Here is a 20,406-nt window from a genome sequence, read left to right as displayed (position 1 = left end):
ATCGCGAGCAAGTTCGCTCCCACATTGGTTTTGTGGTGGTCATCAATATTCGCGGTGTACGCAAAACCTGTGGGAGCGAGCCTGCTCGCGAAGGCGGAGTGTCAGTCGACATTGATGTTGGCTGATACGGCCTCTTCGCGAGCAAGCTCGCTCCCACATTGGTTTTGTGGTGGTCATCAATATCCGCGGTGTACGCAAAACCTGTGGGAGCGAGCTTGCTCGCGAAGGCGGAGTGTCAGTCAACATTGATTTTGGCTGATAGGGCCCCTTCGCGAGCAAGCTCGCTCCCACAGGGTTTTGAGGTGTCTGCAGAGCTAAGGGTCAGCTCAGCACATAGTCCACCGGCTTCAGCGCCGGCGGCACTTCTGCGCCAAGTTCGGCGAGGATGTCGCGTTCGATGGTGCGCACCAGCGCGTCGGTCGGCAGGTCGTTTTCATCGCGGCCGAAGGGGTCTTCCAGTTCATCGGCAATCGCATCCAGGCCAAAAAATGTGTAGCTGACGATCGCCGTGAACAGCGGTGTCAGCCAGCCCAGCGGTTCGGCCATGGCGAACGGCAGCAGGATGCAGAACAGATAAATCGTCCGGTGCAGCAACAGCGTGTAAGGAAACGGCAGCGGCGTGGTCTTGATCCGTTCGCACACGGCTTGCGCCTGGGTCAGGCTGGTCAGGTGATTGGCCAGCAACATGTAGCGCCACTCAGTCAGCTCACCGTTCTGGTGCAGATCGGAACACTGCTGGCCAACCGTCTGCAAAATGCGGCCGCTGTAATCCGGTGTCTGCGGATCGGGTTTGGGCATGATCCATTGGCTACTGGCGTCCGCTTCGCTTTCTTTACGCAACCGCGCGTTCAACGCATGAGCAAAACCACAAAGATTGAGCAACAACGGCTTGCGCTCAGCGGACTCGCGAATCACATTGGTTTCGCGAATCACCGAGCGAATGTGCACGATCACCTCGCCCCAGGCTTTACGAGCTTCATACCAGCGGTCATAACAGGCGTTGTTGCGAAAATTCATGAAGATCGACAGCGACAAACCCAACAACGTAAACGGCGTGGCGTTGACCTTGGTGAAGTTGCTCGGATGGAGGATTTCCACCAGCACGATAGCCGAAGCGAGCAGGGTGACCATCAACGTGCGCAGGGCGATGCGCTTGGCAATCGAACCCTTGAGGGTGAAGAGAATGGCGAACTGATTGACCTTGGGTCTGATGATCATGCTGTGCGGTTCCGATAACCGATGAAACTGGCGGGATCAGCCGCCGGTCATGTTCATGAAGCGCACGACCTGAACATCATCGTTCACTTCGAAATTGTGCCGATACGGCTTGAGTTTCATCGCCTCGACAATGGCTTTCTCCAGCCGCTGCGGTTGCCCCGGATGCGCGCGCAGCACCGCTTTCAGATCCACCGAATGCTCGTTACCCAGACACAGTAGCAGGCGCCCTTCGACGGTGAGCCGCACGCGGTTGCAGGTGCCACAAAAGTTGTGGCTGTGCGGCGAGATAAAGCCCAGGCGAATCTCCGGCGCCTCGGCCAGCCGCCAGTAGCGCGACGGGCCTTGGGTCGATTCCGCCGAGTCGATCAGGGTGTAGCGCTCGGCAATCTTTTCGCGCACCTGCGCACTGGAGAAAAACGACTCGGCACGGCTGTGTTCGCTGATGATCCCCAGCGGCATCTCTTCGATGAAAGAGACGTCGAGCTGCCGGTCGATCGCGAAGCTGACCAGATCATTGATCTCTTGATCGTTACGGCCCTGCATCACCACGACGTTGAGTTTAGTGCGCGTGAAACCGGCCTTGCGCGCGGCATCGATGCCGTTGATCACCTGCGCCAGATCACCGGTACGGGTCATCTGTTTGAAGCGCTGCGGATCGAGGCTGTCGAGGCTGATGTTCAGGCGTTTGACCCCGGCGTCGAACAGCGGCGCGGCGAGTTTGCCCAGTTGTGAGCCGTTGGTGGTCATGCACAGTTCACGCAAGCCGGGCAGGGCGGCGATCTGCTCACACAACTTGACCACGCCCGGACGGATCAGCGGTTCGCCGCCGGTGAGACGAATCTTGCGCGTGCCGAGGGCGACGAAGCTCTGCGCCAGTTGATAGATTTCCTCCAGCGTCAGCACTTGTTGGCGTGGCAGAAACTGCATGTCTTCGGCCATGCAATAGACGCAGCGGAAATCGCAGCGGTCGGTCACCGACATGCGCAGATAGTCGACGCGGCGGTTGTAACCATCGATCAAGACACGCTCTGACATGACAGCCTCGCAAGAATGAAAACCCCGGTTGAAGGAGTTTGGTCAGCGCAGGTTATGGCTAACTTTAAGTGCCGTCCAATCACTCTTAATGAACAGCTGATTGATGCCGTCGATGATGAATTATTTTTCGCTGAAAGTTGCTCCGTTAGTTTCGCAAGGCCCCGTAAATAAGGGTTTTTTAGCCGTGATAGATGCTTTCGATAAAGCGGTCATTAATAGCGATTAGACAACGTTTTGTAACGGTTCATATCCTTGCCCCGGCAAACCCAACGACCACTTTTCAACCTTGAAAGTCGGCCGTCGCTGTTTAACCGAATCAGGTTCATGCCTGTGTGCATCGTCATGGAGAGTCCCATGTCACAAGTCGACCGTTACAAACCCTACAAAGGCGCCGCTGCCGGTTGGGGCGCTGTCATCAGCCTGACCAAGAGCTGGCTGGGCAGTGAAAACGCCCTGAAAAACATCCGCGCCATGCTCAAGACCAACCAGAACGGCGGCTTCGACTGCCCGGGTTGTGCCTGGGGTGAAGCACCCGGCGCGAGTATGTTGAAGTTCTGCGAGAACGGCGCGAAAGCGGTGAACTGGGAAGCGACCGGGCGTTTGGTCGACCCGGCATTCTTCAACAAGTACACGGTGTCGAGCCTGGCCCAGCAGAGCGACTACTGGCTGGAGTATCAGGGCCGTTTGACCCACCCGATGCGCTACGACGCGCGGGTCGATCGCTACGTGGAAATCAGCTGGGACGACGCGTTCGCGCTGATCGCCGATCACTTGAAAAACCTCAAGTCGCCACACGAAGCCGAGTTTTACACCTCGGGCCGCGCGAGCAACGAGGCGGCGTTTCTCTATCAATTGTTCGTCCGCGCGTTCGGCACCAACAACTTCCCCGACTGCTCGAACATGTGCCACGAGGCCAGTGCGGTGAGCATGAACGAGACCCTCGGCGTCGGCAAAGGCACCGTGGTTTACGAGGATCTGCATCACGCCGATGCGATTTTCGTTATCGGCCAGAACCCTGGCACCAACCACCCGCGCATGCTCGAACCGCTGCGTGAAGCGGTGAAACGTGGCGCCCAAGTGGTGTGTATCAATCCGCTGAAAGAGCGTGGCCTGGAGCGTTTCCAGAACCCGCAGAACCCGCTGGAAATGCTCAGCAACGGCTGGGAAGCGACCAACACCGCCTACTTCCGTCCGGCGCTGGGTGGCGACATGGCGATGATTCGCGGCATGGTCAAATTTCTGTTGCAGTGGGAACGCGAGGCGCAGGCGACTGGCGGCGAACCGGTGTTCGATCACGCCTTCATTGCCGAGCACACCTCGGGCCTCGACAGCTATCTGGCCGAAGTCGATGCAACCACTTGGGAGCACATCGTCGAGCAGTCCGGCGTGCCGCTGCATGACATCGAATTGGCCGCGCGCATGTATGGCCGTGCCAAAAGCGTGATCATGTGCTGGGCCATGGGTCTGACCCAACACGTGCACTCGGTGGCGACCTTGCAGGAAGTCATCAACCTGCAACTGCTGCGCGGCAACGTCGGCCGTCCGGGCGCCGGGCTTTCCCCGGTTCGCGGTCACAGTAACGTGCAGGGCGACCGCACCATGGGCATCAACGAACTCGCGCCGAAAGACTTGATGGACGCGCTGGAAAAGCGTTTCAACTTCGACGTGCCGCGCATGCACGGGCACAACACGGTGATGGCGATCGGCGCCATGGAACGTGGCGAAGCCAAGGTGTTTATCGGTCTGGGCGGCAACTTTGCCCAAGCCACGCCGGACACCCCGCGCACCCACGCCGCCATGCGCAAACTCGACCTGACCGTGCACATCGCGACCAAGCTCAACCGCAGCCACTTGGTCACCGGTCGCGACGCGCTGATCCTGCCGTGCCTCGGGCGTACCGACATCGACATCCAGGCTGAAGGTCCGCAAGGCGTGACCGTTGAAGACACGTTCAGCATGGTGCATTTGTCGTTCGGTCAGTTGAAGCCGAAATCGGCGCAGTTGAAATCCGAGCCAGCGATCATTGCCGGGATCGCCGCCGCGACCCTGGGCAAGCATCCGATCGATTGGGAATGGGTGGTGGGCGACTACGGGCGCATCCGCAACCTGATTGCCGACGTGATTCCGGGCTTCGAAAACTTCAATGAAAAACTGCTGATTCCGGGTGGTTTTCACCTCGGCAACGACGCCTCGGATCGGGTCTGGAACACCGTCAGTGGCAAAGCCCAGTTCACGCCGTGCGTGCTGCCCGACCACTTGATCAGCGAAGGCGTGCGCAACCTGCCGGTGAAACCGCATCTGATTCTGCAAACCATGCGTTCCCACGATCAGTACAACACCACGCTGTATGGCCTCGATGACCGTTATCGCGGGGTCTATGGCATGCGCGATGTGATCTTCGCCAACGAACAGGACATTCAGCGCCTGGGGTTTGAACCGGGGCAGAAGGTCGATCTGGTGGCGCTGTGGGATGACGAGCGCGAGCGTCGGGTCAGCGGTTTTACCCTGATCGCCTACGACATTCCGCCAGGGCAGGCAGCGGCGTATTACCCGGAGACTAACCCTTTGGTGCCGCTGGAAAGCTACGGCGACCGCACGTATACGCCGACCTCCAAATTCGTGGCGATCCGCCTCGAAGCCGCGAAGGTCAGCAACCTGATCCCGTCGTCGGTGGCGTAACCCGCGACTCATAAAAACACTGGCAATTTTACTGGCTGCAGGCGTTCGCGCCTGGCGGTGGCCCGGGTTCGTGCTGCCGCTTTTCAGTCCTGATGAGGACATCATCATGTTCAATCCGGAGGCACTGGACCTGGCGCGAATTCAATTCGCGTTCACGGTTTCGTTCCACATTATTTTCCCGGCGATCACCATTGGCCTGGCGAGTTTCCTCGCGGTACTCGAAGGCCTGTGGCTGAAAACCCATAACGACACGTACCGCGATCTTTACCATTTCTGGTCGAAGATTTTCGCGGTCAATTTTGGCATGGGCGTGGTTTCGGGACTGGTCATGGCGTACCAGTTCGGCACCAACTGGAGCGGGTTTTCGGACTTTGCCGGGAGCATCACCGGGCCGCTGCTGACCTATGAAGTGCTGACCGCATTCTTCCTCGAGGCCGGGTTCCTCGGGGTGATGTTGTTTGGCTGGAACCGCGTCGGCCGTGGCTTGCACTTCTTCGCCACGGTGATGGTCGCCATCGGTACGTTGATTTCGACCTTCTGGATTCTTGCGTCGAACAGCTGGATGCAGACGCCGCAGGGCTTCGAGATTGTCGATGGTCGGGTGATGCCGCTGGACTGGCTGGCGATTGTGTTCAACCCGTCGTTCCCGTTCCGTCTGGCGCACATGGCGATTGCCGCGTTTGTGGCGACGTCGTTCTTCGTCGGCGCCTCGGCTGCCTGGCATTTGCTGCGCGGCAACAACACCGCGCCGGTGCGCAAGATGTTCTCCATGGCTTTATGGATGGCGCTGATCGTTGCGCCGATTCAAGCGGTGGTCGGTGACGCCCATGGCTTGAACACGCTGGAGCATCAACCGGCGAAGATCGCCGCCATCGAAGGCCACTGGGAAAACGCCGACAACGGCCCGACGCCGCTAGTGCTGTTTGGTATTCCTGATATGGAGGCGGAGAAGACCAAATACGCATTGGAAATTCCGTACCTCGGTAGCCTGATTCTCACTCACAGCCTCGACAAGCAGATCCCGGCGCTGAAGAGCTTCCCAAAACAAGACCGGCCGAATTCGACCGTGATTTTCTGGAGCTTCCGCGTCATGGCCGGGTTGGGGATGTTGATGATCCTCGTTGGTTTGCTCGGTCTGGCGTTGCGCCGGGGCGGCAAGCTTTATCAGCATCGCGGCTTCCAGCGTCTGGTGTTGTTGATGGGGCCGAGCGGCTTGATTGCGCTGCTGGCCGGTTGGATTACCACGGAAGTCGGGCGTCAGCCGTGGGTGGTTTATGGTTTGTTGCGCACCCATGACGCGGCGTCGCATCACTCGGTGGCGCAGATGAGCACGTCGCTGGCGCTGTTCGTGGTGATCTATTTCACGGTGTTCAGCGTGGGCATCGGCTACATGATGAAACTGGTGAAAAAAGGTCCGCAGCCGCATCACGAACATCCGCCTGCGGGCGATGAATTGCAGACGCCGCGTCGACCGATTTCGGCGGCTATCGCCCCTATGAAGGAGCATTGAGTCATGGGTATTCAAGGTATCGATCTCTCGTTGATCTGGGGAGTGATCATTGCCTTCGGGGTGATGATGTACGTGATCATGGACGGCTTCGATCTGGGCCTGGGGATCCTGTTTCCGCTGATCCCGGATGAGCAGGAACGCGATGTGATGATGAACACCGTCGCGCCGGTGTGGGACGGTAACGAGACCTGGCTGGTGCTCGGTGGCGCGGCGTTGTATGGCGCGTTTCCGCTGGCGTACGGGGTGATTCTCGAAGCGCTGTACCTGCCGCTGATCCTGATGCTGTGCGGTTTGATTTTCCGTGGCGTGGCGTTTGAGTTTCGCTTCAAGTCTTCGCCGCAAAAACGCCATTGGTGGGACAAGGCGTTTATCGGTGGTTCGCTGCTGGCGACGTTCTCCCAGGGCGTGGTGATTGGTGCGTATGTGTCCGGGATTCCGGTGGTCGATCGGCAATTTGCCGGTGGCGGTCTGGATTGGTTGGCGCCGTTTCCGCTGGTGTGTGGCGTGGGGCTGGTGGTGGCTTATGCGTTGCTTGGCAGCACGTGGTTGCTGGTCAAGACCGAAGGCATGCTTGAGTCGCGGATGCGCCTGTTCACCCGGCCGCTGGCCTTGCTGTTGATGGCGATGGTGCTGGTGATTGGCGTGTGGACCCTGCAACTGCATCCGGAACTGGTGACACGTTGGTCGACGCACGGGCATCTGCAGGTGTTTGCCGGGCTGGTGGTGTTGGCCTTGCTGGCGGTGTTCGGGCTGCTGCGCACGTTGCGTCAGCGGCATACGCACTGGCCGTTCGTGTTCACGCTGGTGCTGATGCTGCTCGGTTACATCGGCCTGGCGCTGAGCATCTGGCCGAACATCATCCCGCCGTCGGTGAGCATCTGGGCCGCCGCGTCACCACCGTCGAGCCAGTTGTTCGCGCTGATCGGCGCACTGTTCATCCTGCCGGTGATCCTGATGTACACCTTCTGGAGCTACTACGTGTTCCGCGGCAAAGTGAGGATTGGCGATGGCTACCATTGATTCGCGCGAAGTGAAAAGCAGTCGCTGGTACCAGCGTTTGGGCTGGTTGTTGTTGATCTGGCTGGGCAGCGTGGTGTCGCTGGCGGTTGTCGCCAGTGTGCTGAAACTGGCGATGTATGCAGCGGGCATGAGAGCCCATTGACCCCAAAAAAACCGGAGCCTGGCTCCGGTTTTTTATTGCCGCCGATCTTGAGGTCACTGACTACCCCCAGTAGGCCTTCGCCTGCTCGCGAAGGCGTCAGGTCAGACAACATTGATGTTGAATGTAATGGCCTCATCGCGAGCAGGCTCACTCCTACAGGGATTTGTGGTGGTTGGAGAATATGTAAACACCGCCGAACATTGTGGGAGCGAGCTTGCTCGCGAAGGCGTCAGGACAGACAACGTTGATGTTGAATGTACTGGCCTCTCCGCGAGCAAGCTCGCTCCCACAGGGGGGAACTTGAGATTGGGTTTACTGGGCGCCGAACATCGCGGTCCAGTAGATCCCGGCGCTGCTTTTCGGGTCGGTCGCGTAGGCGGCGCCGAGTTCCTTGTATTGCGGGTTCATCAGGTTGGCGCAGTGGCCGGGGCTGGCGAGCCAGCCTTCGACGACTTTGTGCACGGTGTCTTGGCCGGCGGCGATGTTTTCGCCGACCTGTTGCCCGCTGTAACCGGCGAGTTCCGCGCGATCGCCCGGGGTGCGGCCGTCGCGGTCCTTATGATCGAAGTAATTGTTGTTGGCCATGTCGCGGCTGTGATCCTGGGCGATCGTACCCAGCGTCGCGTTCCAGGCCAGCGGTGCGGCAGCGGCGAATGCCTGACCGCCACACTGACGTGCCTGGCTGCGCGCGGCGTTGAGTTCACTGAGCAACTTCTGCCCCTCACTTTGCGCATCCCCCAGTTTGGCCGACAGCAGCGGCCGCGCCAATACGATGCGCCAGTCACGATCATCGCGGCTGACACCGACATCGACGAACTGCGGATCAAGCACCACCTGACAGAAACTTTCCTGAATCGCCTTCATCGCCGACGCCGCATCGCGCGGGCCGTTAAGCGTGATTGCCTGCACATTGACCATCGGGTAACTGGCGCTGGCCATGGCTTGTTGCAGATCGACAGCACCGCTGGCGCGTAATCTCAGCCGGGGATCAGCCGACAGCGGTGGCAGTTCATTCGATGCCTGCGACCCGCAACGCTGCGGCTGGCTGCGGTAGCTGTTGATCGACTCGATCAATTGCGACTCATCGCCAGCCAGCGCGGGAATGGCAGACATAACGCCCACGGACAAAGCGGCAAGACGCAAAACGAACGGCATGAAGCGCATGGAAATCTCCCTTGAGCTGAATGCGCCCATGATGCGCGAAAGGCACCCTGTGAGTGCAATGTCTTTTTTCTTCATTCAGCGGTTTTTCTGCGCAACTTTGTCTCTGGGTTTGCCGTCTACACTCACCGAAGACCCCGGGATACGGGTGTCTCCCCGACGTAACACCTTGCCCGACTCGGGCGCTGCCGGAAGAACAGACATGGGATTGAAAGGCTGGGCGGGTTGTCTCGTATTCACCCTGTTGGCAGGCTCTGCATGGGCCACCGATCAGGCCCCGATCAAAGCGAAGGCTGAAGAAAAAGCCCAAGTGCTGGAAGAGAAAGCGGCGGACAAGGTCAGCGCCGCACCGGCACCGAAAGCCGAAGCCATCACCCCGACCGAAGTGCAAGCGGTCGACCCGGCCGGCGCTGCGCCGCTGGACGATCCGATCACTTGCCTGGCGCGCAGTATCTATTGGGAAGCCAAAGGCAAAGACACGCCGGAAATGGAAGCGGTGGCCAGTGTGGTGATGAATCGCCTCGGCCACGAAGGTTTCCCCGACACGGTCTGCGCTGTCGTCAAACAAGGCTCGGAAACCAAGAGCTGCCAGTTTTCCTGGTGGTGCGACGGGCGTCCGGATCAGGTCAAGGAAGATGCCGAATACACGCTGGCCAAGGATATCGCCCGCAAAGCGCTGAACCGCCAGCTCAAGGATCGCACCAACGGCGCGCTGTATTTCCACGACCGCAATGTGCATCCGAGCTGGGCCAAGGAATATCGCAAGACCGCGGAAACGAAAAAATTTCTCTTCTACAAACCTGCCGGTGGTGACGCGCGTTAGGCGCAGACCTGCCGCACACAATCACGCAACCAGCGATGCGCCGGGTCAGCGTCCATGCGCGGGTGCCAGAGCATCGACACACTGATGTCCGGCATCGCGAAGGGCAGGGCGAAACTGTGCAGGCCTGTGCGCAGTTTGCTGGTATGACGCTGCGGGACCGTGGCGATCAGGTCTGACTCACGCACCAGCGTCAGCGCCGCCGAGAATCCACCGAATGAGGTGACGATGTCCCGTGTCAGCCCTAGCGCAAGTAACGCTTCGTCGACCGGGCCAGTGCTGCGCCCGCGTCGTGAAATGAGAATGTGCTCGCCGCCGGCAAAGCGCCTGCTGGTGATTTTTCCCGTGCTCAAAGGATGCCCCTCACGCACTACGCCAATCCATTGATCCTGAAACAGGATGCGGCTGTGCAGTGTCGGGTCGGTGCTGTCATCGACCACGCCGGTTTCCAGATCGACGCGGCCTTCGCGCAGCGGCGTGCTGTCCTTGTCGGCTTTCTGCACAAAGCGCAGGCGTACATCCGGCGCTTCTTCAGCGATGCGTGCGAGCAGGGCAGCGGCGAAGGTTTCAACAAAGCCGTCGGTGTTGCGCAGGGTGAAGGTGCGTTGCAAGCGGCTCGGGTCGAGCACCTCAGCAGGGCGTAAAACCGCCTCGGCTTCCTGCACCAGATGACTGACCCGCTCGCGCAATTCGAGTGCACGCGGCGTTGGCACCAGGCCACGACCTGCTCGCACCAGCAAGGGATCCCCGGTGGTTTCGCGCAAACGGGCGAGGGCGCGACTCATGGCCGACGGGCTCAACCGCAGGCATTTGGCGGCGCGGGCGACGCTGCCTTCGCGCAGCAAGACGTCGAGGGTGATCAGCAGGTTCAGATCCGGTGCAGTCATGACATGGCGTTCCATGCAGGTATTGAGTGCAAAGCATGCGTCTTGCGCCGTGTGTTGTCGAGGCTCAGGCTATGACGCATCACCTTTGCACTGCGAGCCTGCCATGCCCCAAGAACTCCTGAGCACTCCCGCCCGCTGGGCGCTGACCAGTCTGGCCTTATCGATGTTGATGCCTTCGCTGGACACCAGCATCGCCAACGCCGGGCTGCCGATTCTGGCGGCGGCGTTTGCGGCGACGTTTCAACAGGTGCAATGGATCGTGCTCGCTTACCTGTTGGCGATCACCACGTTGATCGTCAGCGTCGGGCGTCTGGGCGATGGTTTTGGTCGACGTCGACTGCTGTTGATCGGGATCGGCATTTTCACCAGCGCTTCGTTGGCCTGTGCGCTGGCTCCCGGACTGGGTTGGCTGATCGGCGCACGGGCGGTGCAAGGCGTTGGCGCGGCGATCATGTTCGCTTTGACAATGGCGTTGGTGGCCGATGCGGTGCCGAAGACACGGGCTGGCAGTGCGATGGGCTTGCTGGCGACGATGTCGGCGACGGGCACCAGTCTTGGGCCGTCGCTGGGTGGGTTGTTGATGACGCATGTCGGCTGGCAGGCGATTTTCCTGCTCAACGTGCCGCTGGGCTTGCTCAATGTCTGGCTGGTGTATCGCTTTCTGCCGGCGGATCGCGCAGTTGGGCCGCGAATGACGTTCGATTATTCTGGCAGCGCGGTGCTGGTCTTCACGCTGGCGGCCTATGCGCTGGCAATGACGCTCGACGGTTTCATGTTGCCGCTGCTGCTGGCCAGTCTGGGCGGCGCTGGCTTGTTCTTCATGATCGAGAAGAAGGCCAAGGCGCCGTTGATTCGCTTGTCACTGTTCGCTGACCGGCGATTGAGCAGCAGCCTGGCGCTGACCTTGCTGGTGACGACCGTGATGATGACCACGCTGGTGGTGGGACCGTTTTACCTGAGTCGCGGATTGGGCCTCAGCAGTGCCGTGGTCGGCTTGGCGTTATCGGTCGGGCCGTTGTTGTCTGCGTTTGGCGGTGTGCCGGCCGGGCGTCTGGTGGACCGCTTCGGCGCGCGGCGCATCGTGCCGGGCGCGTTGCTCGCCATGGCCTGCGGTTGTGGTTTGTTGGCGCTGTTGCCGATGAGTCTGGGGTTGCCCGCCTATTTGCTGCCGATTGCAGTGGTCGCCGTCGGCTATGCGCTGTTTCAGGCGGCGAACAACACCGGGTTGATGGCCGGAGTTCGTCAGGAGCAACGCGGTGTGGTTTCGGCGATGCTCGGACTGGCACGTAATCTGGGGTTGATCACTGGGGCGGCGGTGATGGGCGCAGTGTTTGCGCTGGCGGCGGGCGATCCGACGCAGGCGCCGGCAACATCGATTGCCAGCGGTTTGCACATCACTTTTGGCGTCGCGGTGGCATTGATCGCTATGGCTTTGATCATCAGCCGAGCGCAGTTCAACTGTAGGAGCGAGCTTGCTCGCGAAGGGGCCGGCACAGCCAATATCTCCAGAGACTGACACTCCGCTTTCGCGAGCAAGCTCGCTCCCACAGGGAATCGAGTTGATCAGAGATCTTCAACCGAACCGAGATCAAATGTGGGAGCGAGCCTGCTCGCGAAGGGGCCGGCACAGCCAATATCTCCAGAGACTGATACACCGCTATCGCGAGCAGGCTCGCTCCCACAGGGAATCGAGTTGATCAGAGATCTTCGGCCGAACCGAGATCAAATGTGGGAGCGAGCCTGCTCGCGAAGAGGTCGGCACAGCCAATATTTCCAGAGACTGACACTCCGCTTTCGCGAGCAGGCTCGCTCCCACAGGGAATCGAGTTGATTAGAGATCTTCAACCGAACCGAGATCAAATGTGGGAGCGAGCCTGCTCGCGAAGGGGCCGGCACAGCCAATATCTTCAGAGACTGACACACCGCTTTCGCGAGCAAGCTCGCTCCCACAGGGAATCGAATTGATCAGAGATCTTCAACCGAACCGAGATCAAATGTGGGAGCGAGCTTGCTCGCGAAGGGGCCGGCACAGCCAATATCTTCAGAGACTGACACACCGCTATCGCGAGCAGGCTCGCTCCCACAGGGAATCGAGTTGATCAGAGATCTTCAACCGAACCGAGATCAAATGTGGGAGCGAGCCTGCTCGCGAAGGGGCCGGCACAGCCAATATTTCCAGAGACTGACACTCCGCTATCGCGAGCAGGCTCGCTCCCACAGGGAATCGAGTTGATCAGAGATCTTCAACCGAACTGAGATCAAATGTGGGAGCGAGCCTGCTCGCGAAGGGGCCGGCACAGCCAATATTTCCAGAGACTGACACTCCGTTTTCGCGAGCAAGCTCGCTCCCACAGGGAATCGAGTTGATCAGAGATCTTCAACCGAACCGAGATCAAATGTGGGAGCGAGCTTGCTCGCGAAGGGGCCGGCACAGCCAATATCTCCAGAGACTGACACACCGCTTTCGCGAGCAGGCTCGCTCCCACAGGGAATCGAGTTGATCAGAGATCTTCAACCGAACCGAGATCAAATGTGGGAGCGAGCCTGCTCGCGAAGGGGCCGGCACAGCCAATATTTCCAGAGACTGACACTCCGCTTTCGCGAGCAAGCTCGCTCCCACAGGGGAGCGAGTTGATCAGAGATCTTCGACCGAACCGAGATCAAATGTGGGAGCGAGCCTGCTCGCGAAGAGGTCGGCACAGCCAATATTTCCAGAGACTGACACTCCGCTTTCGCGAGCAAGCTCGCTCCCACAGGGAATCGAGTTGATCAGAGATCTTCAACCGAACCGAGATCAAATGTGGGAGCGAGCCTGCTCGCGAAGGGGCCGGCACAGCCAATATCTTCAGAGACTGACACTCCGCTTTCGCGAGCAGGCTCGCTCCCACAGGGAATCGAGTTGATCAGAGATCTTCAACCGAACCGAGATCAAATGTGGGAGCGAGCTTGCTCGCGAAGGGGCCGGCACAGCCAATATTTCCAGAGACTGACACTCCGCTTTCGCGAGCAGGCTCGCTCCCACAGGGAATCGAGTTGATCAGAGATCTTCAACCGAACCGAGATCAAATGTGGGAGCGAGCCTGCTCGCGAAGGGGCCGGCACAGCCAATATCTTCAGAGACTGACACACCGCTATCGCGAGCAGGCTCGCTCCTACAGGGGATTTGTGGTGGCCGTCAGCTCGCGTGGGTGTTGAGGATGCTCGCCACCTGCTGCGGCTGGCAGTTCAGGTACGGCGACGACTTCAGCCAGCGCTGATCCGGGTACCACGAAAACATGAACTGGCCATTCTTCAGGCGATCAATCACTTGCTTGGCAATCTGCGGTCGCACTGCCGGGCAGCCTTGGCTGCGGCCGATGCGTCCCTGTTTCTTGCTCCACAACGGATTCACATAACTGGCGGCGTGAATGACGATCGCGCGATCGCGGGCCATGTCATTGAAACCCGGCTCCAGACCGTCCATGCGCAGCGAATAACCGTGGGTGCCACTGTAGCTTTCCTGCGTGCGGAACAGGCCAAGGCTCGACTGGTAACTGCCTTCGACATTGGAAAACTGCGTAGCGAAGTTTTCCCCGGAGTTGGAACCATGAGCAACCAGGTCACGCAGCACCAGTTTCTTTTTGTTGAGGTCGAAGATCCACAGACGGCGTTCGGTGGACGGCTGCGAATAGTCGATGATCGCCAGGTGACGCGACGGTTTCGCACCGCTGTTGACCGCGCATTGCATGGCGTTCAGGGCACCTTTCAGCGCCTGGGGATTGAGTTCTGGCGCGGCGTGCGCGAGGCTGGTGTAGAGAACCGGCGATGGTTTGCCGGCGGCAAAAACGGGACTGGACACGGCGACAAGGGTCGCGGTGGTCAACAGAAGTCGGCGCAAAAACGTCAACATTTTATAAAGTGTCCTCACTTGCTACTTATTTGGCACTTTGGCTCCTGACTCCCAGTCAATACCGGCAAGCCCGTTGATCGAGCCTGACTGTTCAGCGCACCTGATGTAAGGTTGGCCATCATCTAGACGGCCATGGATTGGAGTAAAGCAGTTGTTCAAAAAGTACGCATGCTACTTGAGCATTTGTTTGCTCGCTGCGCCGTTTGTCGCTTGTGCCGATGAACCGCTGCCGCCGCTGGAAACACTGCCGACGCCACCGGCAGAAATGCCGGTCGAGCCGCAAAGTCCGTTGCAGGCGGTTTTGATCAGTCTGGCGCAGTCATGCCCGGCGATTGCCGCGCATCTCAATGGCCCGGCGCTGACGCAATTGCAGGCCTTCTACCAGCAGCAGGACTGGATGCCGGTGTGGGCCGGTGACTCGGCACGATTGCCGGCCTTGCAGGCGCAATTGCAGCTGTTGGCCGATGATGGTCTCAATCCAAAACGCTATCCGGTCGCAACCACGGCGCCTCAGGATGGCGAGTTGTGTGCCGACATCGACATCAGCCGCAACTACCTCCAGGCCCTGCAGGATCTGCATTACGGAAGCCTGCTGCAATCGCACTTCGAACCGCTGTGGCATGCCGACGCCACCCCACGCGACCGTCAGGCGGAATTGTTGGCCATCGCGGTACCGGGCATGCACGACATTCCCGCCGCGTTCGATCTGGCCCGGCCGCGTCTGGCGCAATATCAGGACCTGCGTCAGCTCTACGCCGCGCAACGGCTTAAAGCCTTGCCGCAATGGCAGTCGGTGGGCAGCGGGCCGCTGTTGCGCCCGGCCATGGAAGACAAACGCGTGCCGGAACTGGCCCAGCGTCTTTACAACGAAGGTTATCTGACTCAGATCATTGGTACGCCCGGCAATGCTTATGACGGCGTGCTGGTCGACGCGGTGAAGAGTTTTCAGGCCAACCACTCGCTGCAGGCGGACGGTGTCGTCGGGCCGGGAACGATTGCCGAACTCAACATCAGTCCGCTGAGCCGCCGCGAACAACTGCGGGTCAACCTCGAGCGTTTCCGCTGGATGGCTCAGGATCTGGAGCCCAATGGCTTGCTGGTCAACGTCGCCGCCGCGGAACTGACGCTGTATCAGGGCGGTGTGGCGGTGTGGCAGACACGTACTCAGGTGGGCCGCGCCGAACGCCAGACACCGCTGCTGAAATCGCGGGTGACACGCCTGACCCTGAACCCGACGTGGACCGTGCCGCCGACCATCTGGAAAGAAGACAAGCTGCCGGAGATCCGCAAGGACCAGACCTTCCTCAGCCGGCAAAACCTGCAAGTGCTCGACGCCAACGGGCAGCCGCTGGCGGCGGCGGACATCGATTGGGACAACCCCGGCAACATCATGCTGCGTCAGGACGCCGGACCGCGTAATCCGTTGGGGCAAATGGTCATCCGCTTCCCCAACCCGTTCTCGGTGTACCTGCACGACACACCAAGTAAGGCGCTGTTCGAAAAAGGTCCGCGCGCCTTCAGCTCCGGCTGCGTGCGGGTCGAGCACCCAATGCAACTGCGTGATCTGCTGCTCACCCCGGCGGAAAAGGCCCGCACCGAAACCTTGCTTGCTACCGGCACCACCCACGAATTTCGCTTGTCGGAACCGGTGCCGATCCTGATGACTTACTGGACGGCACAGGTCGACAGCAGTGGCCGCGTGCGTTACTCACCGGACATCTACAGTCGCGACAGCGCGTTGTTGGTGGGGCTTGATCGAGCGCATTGAGCCTCAGCGGGTGCTTCGGTTCCAGAACACCCGCGCCAGCCACGCATCGACACTCAACTTGCCAGCCCCGGCGAACACCAGTGGCAGTAGCGCCGCCAGGTAAATTGCCGGCAGCTTGAAGTTGCCGAAGCCTTTGTTAGTGATCGCATACCCCTGCGCCAGCTCGCTCAGTGACGACCAGTCCGCGGGCCAGTGCACGGCGGCGGTCGCGACGACGGTGACCACGATCAGCGAAACCGCCGAAATTCGCGTGCCGAAGCCAAGCAGAATCGCCAGTGCGCAGATCAGTTCGGCCCACATCGACAGTTCCCAGTTCAACGTTGCCGGCAGTTGGTCGAAGGGGAAGGGGAATCGCTCCTGAATGTCTTCGAACCAGTTCTGCCCGTTGAATTTCTCCAGCCCGGACTCGAAGAATTCCCAGGCGATGAACAGGCGCAGCGTCAGAGGGGCGAGCCAGGTGCCGGCGCGGTCGAGGTTCAGGTGCAGGGTTTTGACGGCGGTTGAAAGGGTGGCGGTCATGATGCAGCTCCGGTGAGTTGAGTGAAATCGACCGGGGTATTTCAGCGTTGGGGTGTATCGGGTGTGTGTCGGCGGGGTGGGGGATTGTGCTTTTGGTGTGTCTGCGGCTTCGGGGTATACAGTGCGATACAGTCAAAGGCCCCTCACCCCAGCCCTCTCCCGGAGGGAGAGGGGGCTGACCGAGTTGTCTTGCGTCATCCATCGACCTGAGAAATCCGGTCGATTATGGATTCACCGAAACACGTTCAGGTCGGCGTACATCCTCAATATCCCCCGATCGGCTCCCTCTCCCTTCGGGAGAGGGCTGGGGTGAGGGCAACGGGGCTGGACGCGCACCCAAAGCCCAGTCAGCATGACCCACAAAAAAACGGACCATCCCCCCATGCGACGACTCCCCTCCCTGGCCGCCCTGCGCACCTTCGAATGCGCCGCCCGCCACGCGCATTTCGGCCGTGCAGCCGCCGAACTGTGCGTCACCGACAGCGCCGTCAGCCATCAGATCCGCCAGCTCGAAGAGCAACTCGGCGTCTCACTGTTCATCCGCGAAGGCCGACAAATCCGTCCGACCATCGCCGCCGGCCGGCTGATGCAAAGCCTGCAACAGGCCTTCGAACTGATCGGCGATGCCTGCGATGAGTTGCGCGATCCGTCCTCACTGGCCGTGCTCAGACTGGCCGTCACTGCCGAACTCGCGCAGAAGTGGCTGATGAGTCGTCTCACCGATTTCTACGCGCGCTATCCGCACATCACCCTGCACCTCTACGAACAACCAATCGATGCCACGGCGCCCGGCGAAGACATCGACCTGGCGATCACCTACGGCACCGGCCCGGTGGACAGCAGTGCTTACTTCGTTCGGCCGCTACCAGCCTTGCAGTTCTTCCCGGTGTGCAGCCCCGGCCTGTTCAACCAAGGCACTTTGAAAACCCCGAAGGATCTGGCTCGCCACTGCCTGCTGCACGACGATCAGGACGGCAAGACCTGGACCGCTTGGCTGACCAGCCACGCCGGCGATCTACGCCCGCAGCGTCAGTTGTATTTCGCCCACGCCGGGTTGGCGCTGGAAGCGGCGGCGCAAGGGCAGGGCGTGGCCATGGGCGACAACCTCACGGCGCAGGAAGATCTGCAAAGTGGTCGACTGGTGCGTCCCTTCGCATCGAGCATGACCGCGCTCGGCCAATATGCGTTGGTCTGCGAGCGGCTGCGGCTGGAGCGTCCGGCGGTGGCGCAGATGCTCGAATGGTTCAACGATCAACTGGTCGATTGATGAGTTGAATTCAACTATTCCGTAATAATCATCGTTGGCGGGCGCAGTGCGCGCGCCCTTAGCCTGTGGTCATTCCAATCCCATCGCGAAGACGAGGTTTGACCATGGCACGTTTGCTCGACTCCACCCCGAAACACGACGGTTTTCGTCTGCCCGGCGAATTCGAAGCCAAATCCGGCTGCTGGCTGGGCTGGCCGGAGCGCACCGACGTCTGGCGCAACGGCGCAAAACCGGCGCAGAAAGTCTGGGTGCAAATCGTCACCGCGATCTCCCACAGTGAACCGGTCACTGTCTGTGCCTCCGCCGCGCAATTCGCCACGGCGCGTCGGCAGTTGCCACCGCAGGTGCGCGTGGTCGAGATGACCTGCAATGACACTTGGTTTCGCGACAGCGGCCCGTGCTTTGTGGTCAACGACCAGAGCGGTGAAGTGCGCGGCGTCGACTTCGAGTTCAACGCCTATGGCGGCCTCGACGGTGGTCTCTATTACCCGTGGGACAAGGACGACCAGATCGCCAGCAAGATCCTCGAAATCGAGCGTTTCGACCGCTACCGCGCGCCATTGATTGCCGAACTGGGCGGCATCCAGAGCGATGGCCAGGGCAGTATCCTCACCACCGAACAATGCCTGCTCAACCGCAATCGCAACCAGCATCTGGGCAAGGACGAAGTCACCCGACGCCTGACCGATTACCTCGGTGCCGAGCAAGTGATCTGGCTGCCACGCGGCTGCAAGTTCGACGAAACCGATGGCCACGTCGATGACCTCGCCTGTTTCGTCCGTCCCGGCGAAGTGGTGCTGCAATGGACCGATAACCGCGACGATCCGCAGTGGGAAATCTACCAAGAGGCCTTCGACATCCTGCGCAGCACCCGCGACAGCCGTGGCCGCGAGTTGATCGTGCACAAATTGCCGCAACCGGATGTGCTCGAGTGGACCGCCGAAGAAGCCGAAGGCCTCGATCAGCAGGACAGCACTCACACCCGTCAGGCCGGCACGAAAATCTGCGCGTCGTACATCAACTACTACGCAGGCAACAGCTCGATCGTGGTGCCGCTGTTCGGTGATCGTAACGACAAGGTTGCCATGGCGACGCTGGCCGAACTGTTCCCGCAGCACAAGATCGTCGGCATCGAAAACTCCCGGGAAATCCTCCTTGGCGGCGGCAACGTTGCGTGCATCACCATGCCGCAATACGCCGGCAAAGGAGTGTAATCATGGGCCTGCACAAACTGACTCAAGCGTTATTGCTGGTGCTTGCACCCCTATGTGTGCAGGCCGCTGACTCCGCCAAACCGGTGGTTAATCTGTACATCTGGGGCGAGTATCTGGCGCCGGATACGCTGAAGAATTTCGAGGCGAAGACCGGTATTCATGTGGTCGCCGATCACTTCGATTCGCTGGAAACCGTCGAGACCAAATTGCTCACCGGGCGCAGCGGCTACGACCTCGTGTTGACCGCCGGCCAGCACCTGTCGCGGGCCATCGAAAGCGGCGCGATCCAGCCGTTGGACAAGGCCCGGGTGCCGCACTTTGCCGGGGTTGGCGAGGAGTTTCGCCAGCACATGGCGGTGTTCGATCCGGGCAATCGCTATGCCGGGATTTACGCCTGGGGCACCACCGGTGTGGGCTATCAGGAACAGGCGATCGAGCAGCGTTTGCCCGATGCACCGACGGACAGTTGGGCGATGTTGTTCGATCCGGCAGTGGTTTCGAAATTCGCTGACTGCGGGGTGAGTCTGCTCAACGATCCCAACGAAGTATTTGCCGCCGTCATGAAGTACATGGGGCTGGACATCAACCGGCAGAACCTCGATGACTTGAAGCTCGCCGAGCAGCAACTGGCGAAGATCCGGCCGTACATTCGTTACTTCGATAACGACTTGAACATCAGCGATCTGGCCAACGGCAACACCTGTGTGGCGATGTCGTGGAATGGCAATGTGGCGATCGCGGCGGGGCAGGCTGAGGCGGCGAAGAAACCGTTCACGCTGAGTTACCGGATTCCGAAGGAGGGTACGTTGATCTGGTTCGATGCCATGGTCGTGCCCAAGGACGCGCCGCATCCGCAGGCCGGGTTGGCGCTGATGGATTATCTGATGACGCCGGAGGTGATTGCGCCGATCACTGACACCATTCATTACGCCAACGCTATTACGGCGGCGGATGGTTTGGTCGATGCATCGATTCGTAATGATCCGGGGACGTATCCGTCGGCCGACGTCAGGGCCACGCTGTACAGCAAGAATGACAATGGCAAGGCGTTCAATCGTGCGTTGATCCGGGCGTTTAGCAGGTTGAAGTCCGGACTGTGAAAAGCTGACCCTCACCCCAGCCCTCTCCCAGAGGGAGAGGGGGCCGACCGAGGTGTCTTGCGTTAAACATCGACCTGAAAACCCGAGTTGATTATGGATTTAAGTCCTGACGATCATGGATTCACAGGCGCTATTTCAAGTCGGCGTAAATCCCCAATCTCCCCCAATCAGTCCCCT

The 20,406-nt window shown here is 60.1% G+C and carries 16 protein-coding genes; 10 read left to right on the top strand and 6 right to left on the bottom strand.

Going from position 1 to position 20,406, the window contains the following annotated elements; genetic code table 11:
• Window positions 1–321: 321 nt before the first annotated feature.
• Both AB4O01_RS08155 and moaA read right to left on the bottom strand, forming a co-directional pair.
• Window positions 322–1,218 carry a bestrophin family protein gene (locus AB4O01_RS08155; protein ID WP_460091274.1) on the bottom strand — a complete coding sequence of 299 codons (897 nt, stop codon included), beginning with the start codon at window positions 1,216–1,218 and terminating at the stop codon, window positions 322–324.
• 36 nt (window positions 1,219–1,254) lie between these two features.
• Window positions 1,255–2,253: a GTP 3',8-cyclase MoaA gene (gene moaA / locus AB4O01_RS08150; protein ID WP_095124584.1), complete on the bottom strand. Its 999-nt coding sequence runs from the start codon at window positions 2,251–2,253 to the stop codon at window positions 1,255–1,257.
• Between the two features lie 354 nt (window positions 2,254–2,607).
• Here moaA and AB4O01_RS08145 point away from each other — a divergent pair, with 354 nt between their 5' ends.
• The 4 genes from AB4O01_RS08145 to AB4O01_RS08130 all read left to right on the top strand — a co-directional run bounded on the left by AB4O01_RS08145 (window position 2,608) and on the right by AB4O01_RS08130 (window position 7,604).
• Entirely contained in the window at window positions 2,608–4,932 is a 2,325-nt protein-coding gene (locus AB4O01_RS08145) for an FdhF/YdeP family oxidoreductase (RefSeq protein WP_460091272.1), read from the top strand.
• A gap of 106 nt (window positions 4,933–5,038) precedes the next feature.
• Window positions 5,039–6,442, top strand: coding sequence for a cytochrome ubiquinol oxidase subunit I (locus AB4O01_RS08140; protein WP_116255024.1), 1,404 nt, complete (start codon window positions 5,039–5,041; stop codon window positions 6,440–6,442).
• 3 nt (window positions 6,443–6,445) lie between these two features.
• Window positions 6,446–7,462, top strand: coding sequence for a cytochrome d ubiquinol oxidase subunit II (gene cydB, locus AB4O01_RS08135; protein ID WP_116254923.1), 1,017 nt, complete (start codon window positions 6,446–6,448; stop codon window positions 7,460–7,462).
• The gene (locus AB4O01_RS08130) at window positions 7,449–7,604 is read left to right on the top strand and encodes a DUF2474 family protein (protein WP_186625518.1); all 156 of its coding nucleotides are present in this window, start codon (window positions 7,449–7,451) and stop codon (window positions 7,602–7,604) included. Before cydB ends, AB4O01_RS08130 begins: the two co-directional genes overlap by 14 nt.
• A 312-nt stretch (window positions 7,605–7,916) precedes the next feature.
• Here AB4O01_RS08130 and AB4O01_RS08125 read toward each other — a convergent pair whose 3' ends face one another.
• Window positions 7,917–8,768 (bottom strand): CAP domain-containing protein, encoded by an 852-nt coding sequence (locus AB4O01_RS08125; protein WP_460091269.1) that lies wholly within the window; start codon window positions 8,766–8,768, stop codon window positions 7,917–7,919.
• Window positions 8,769–8,967: 199 nt separating this feature from the next.
• Here AB4O01_RS08125 and AB4O01_RS08120 point away from each other — a divergent pair, with 199 nt between their 5' ends.
• The gene (locus AB4O01_RS08120) at window positions 8,968–9,588 is read left to right on the top strand and encodes a cell wall hydrolase (protein WP_034155563.1); all 621 of its coding nucleotides are present in this window, start codon (window positions 8,968–8,970) and stop codon (window positions 9,586–9,588) included.
• Here AB4O01_RS08120 and AB4O01_RS08115 read toward each other — a convergent pair.
• Window positions 9,585–10,472, bottom strand: a complete 888-nt coding sequence (locus tag AB4O01_RS08115) for a LysR family transcriptional regulator (RefSeq protein ID WP_460091267.1) — start codon at window positions 10,470–10,472, stop codon at window positions 9,585–9,587. The two genes, AB4O01_RS08120 and AB4O01_RS08115, sit on opposite strands and share 4 nt — an antisense overlap.
• 103 nt (window positions 10,473–10,575) lie before the next feature.
• Here AB4O01_RS08115 and AB4O01_RS08110 point away from each other — a divergent pair, with 103 nt between their 5' ends.
• Window positions 10,576–11,988, top strand: a complete 1,413-nt coding sequence (locus AB4O01_RS08110) for an MFS transporter (protein WP_460091265.1) — start codon at window positions 10,576–10,578, stop codon at window positions 11,986–11,988.
• Window positions 11,989–13,647: 1,659 nt separating this feature from the next.
• Here AB4O01_RS08110 and AB4O01_RS08105 read toward each other — a convergent pair.
• Window positions 13,648–14,361 (bottom strand): murein L,D-transpeptidase catalytic domain family protein, encoded by a 714-nt coding sequence (locus AB4O01_RS08105; RefSeq protein WP_093442598.1) that lies wholly within the window; start codon window positions 14,359–14,361, stop codon window positions 13,648–13,650.
• 151 nt (window positions 14,362–14,512) lie between these two features.
• On the opposite strand from AB4O01_RS08105, the gene AB4O01_RS08100 reads away from it, so the two are divergent.
• Complete coding sequence (locus tag AB4O01_RS08100; protein ID WP_460091263.1) at window positions 14,513–16,129, top strand: L,D-transpeptidase family protein; 1,617 nt, start codon at window positions 14,513–14,515, stop codon at window positions 16,127–16,129.
• Window positions 16,130–16,132: 3 nt separating this feature from the next.
• On the opposite strand, the gene AB4O01_RS08095 is transcribed toward AB4O01_RS08100, so the two are convergent.
• Window positions 16,133–16,648, bottom strand: a complete 516-nt coding sequence (locus AB4O01_RS08095) for an HvfX family Cu-binding RiPP maturation protein (RefSeq protein ID WP_186625434.1) — start codon at window positions 16,646–16,648, stop codon at window positions 16,133–16,135.
• A 382-nt stretch (window positions 16,649–17,030) separates the two neighbouring features.
• Between AB4O01_RS08095 and AB4O01_RS08090 the strand changes: the two genes are divergently transcribed.
• The 3 genes from AB4O01_RS08090 (at window position 17,031) to AB4O01_RS08080 (ending at window position 20,229) form a co-directional block, all read left to right on the top strand.
• The gene (locus tag AB4O01_RS08090; RefSeq protein WP_460091262.1) at window positions 17,031–17,915 is read left to right on the top strand and encodes a LysR substrate-binding domain-containing protein; all 885 of its coding nucleotides are present in this window, start codon (window positions 17,031–17,033) and stop codon (window positions 17,913–17,915) included.
• A 104-nt stretch (window positions 17,916–18,019) separates the two neighbouring features.
• Window positions 18,020–19,129 (top strand): agmatine deiminase, encoded by a 1,110-nt coding sequence (gene aguA, locus AB4O01_RS08085; protein WP_093442586.1) that lies wholly within the window; start codon window positions 18,020–18,022, stop codon window positions 19,127–19,129.
• Window positions 19,130–19,131: 2 nt separating this feature from the next.
• The gene (locus AB4O01_RS08080; RefSeq protein WP_460091259.1) at window positions 19,132–20,229 is read left to right on the top strand and encodes an extracellular solute-binding protein; all 1,098 of its coding nucleotides are present in this window, start codon (window positions 19,132–19,134) and stop codon (window positions 20,227–20,229) included.
• Window positions 20,230–20,406: the final 177 nt, after the last annotated feature.

It is taken from the genome of Pseudomonas sp. S2_E02 (assembly GCF_054668355.1).
Note: the sequence above shows the minus strand (reverse complement) of the source record. Positions and strands in the feature narration are given on the sequence as shown.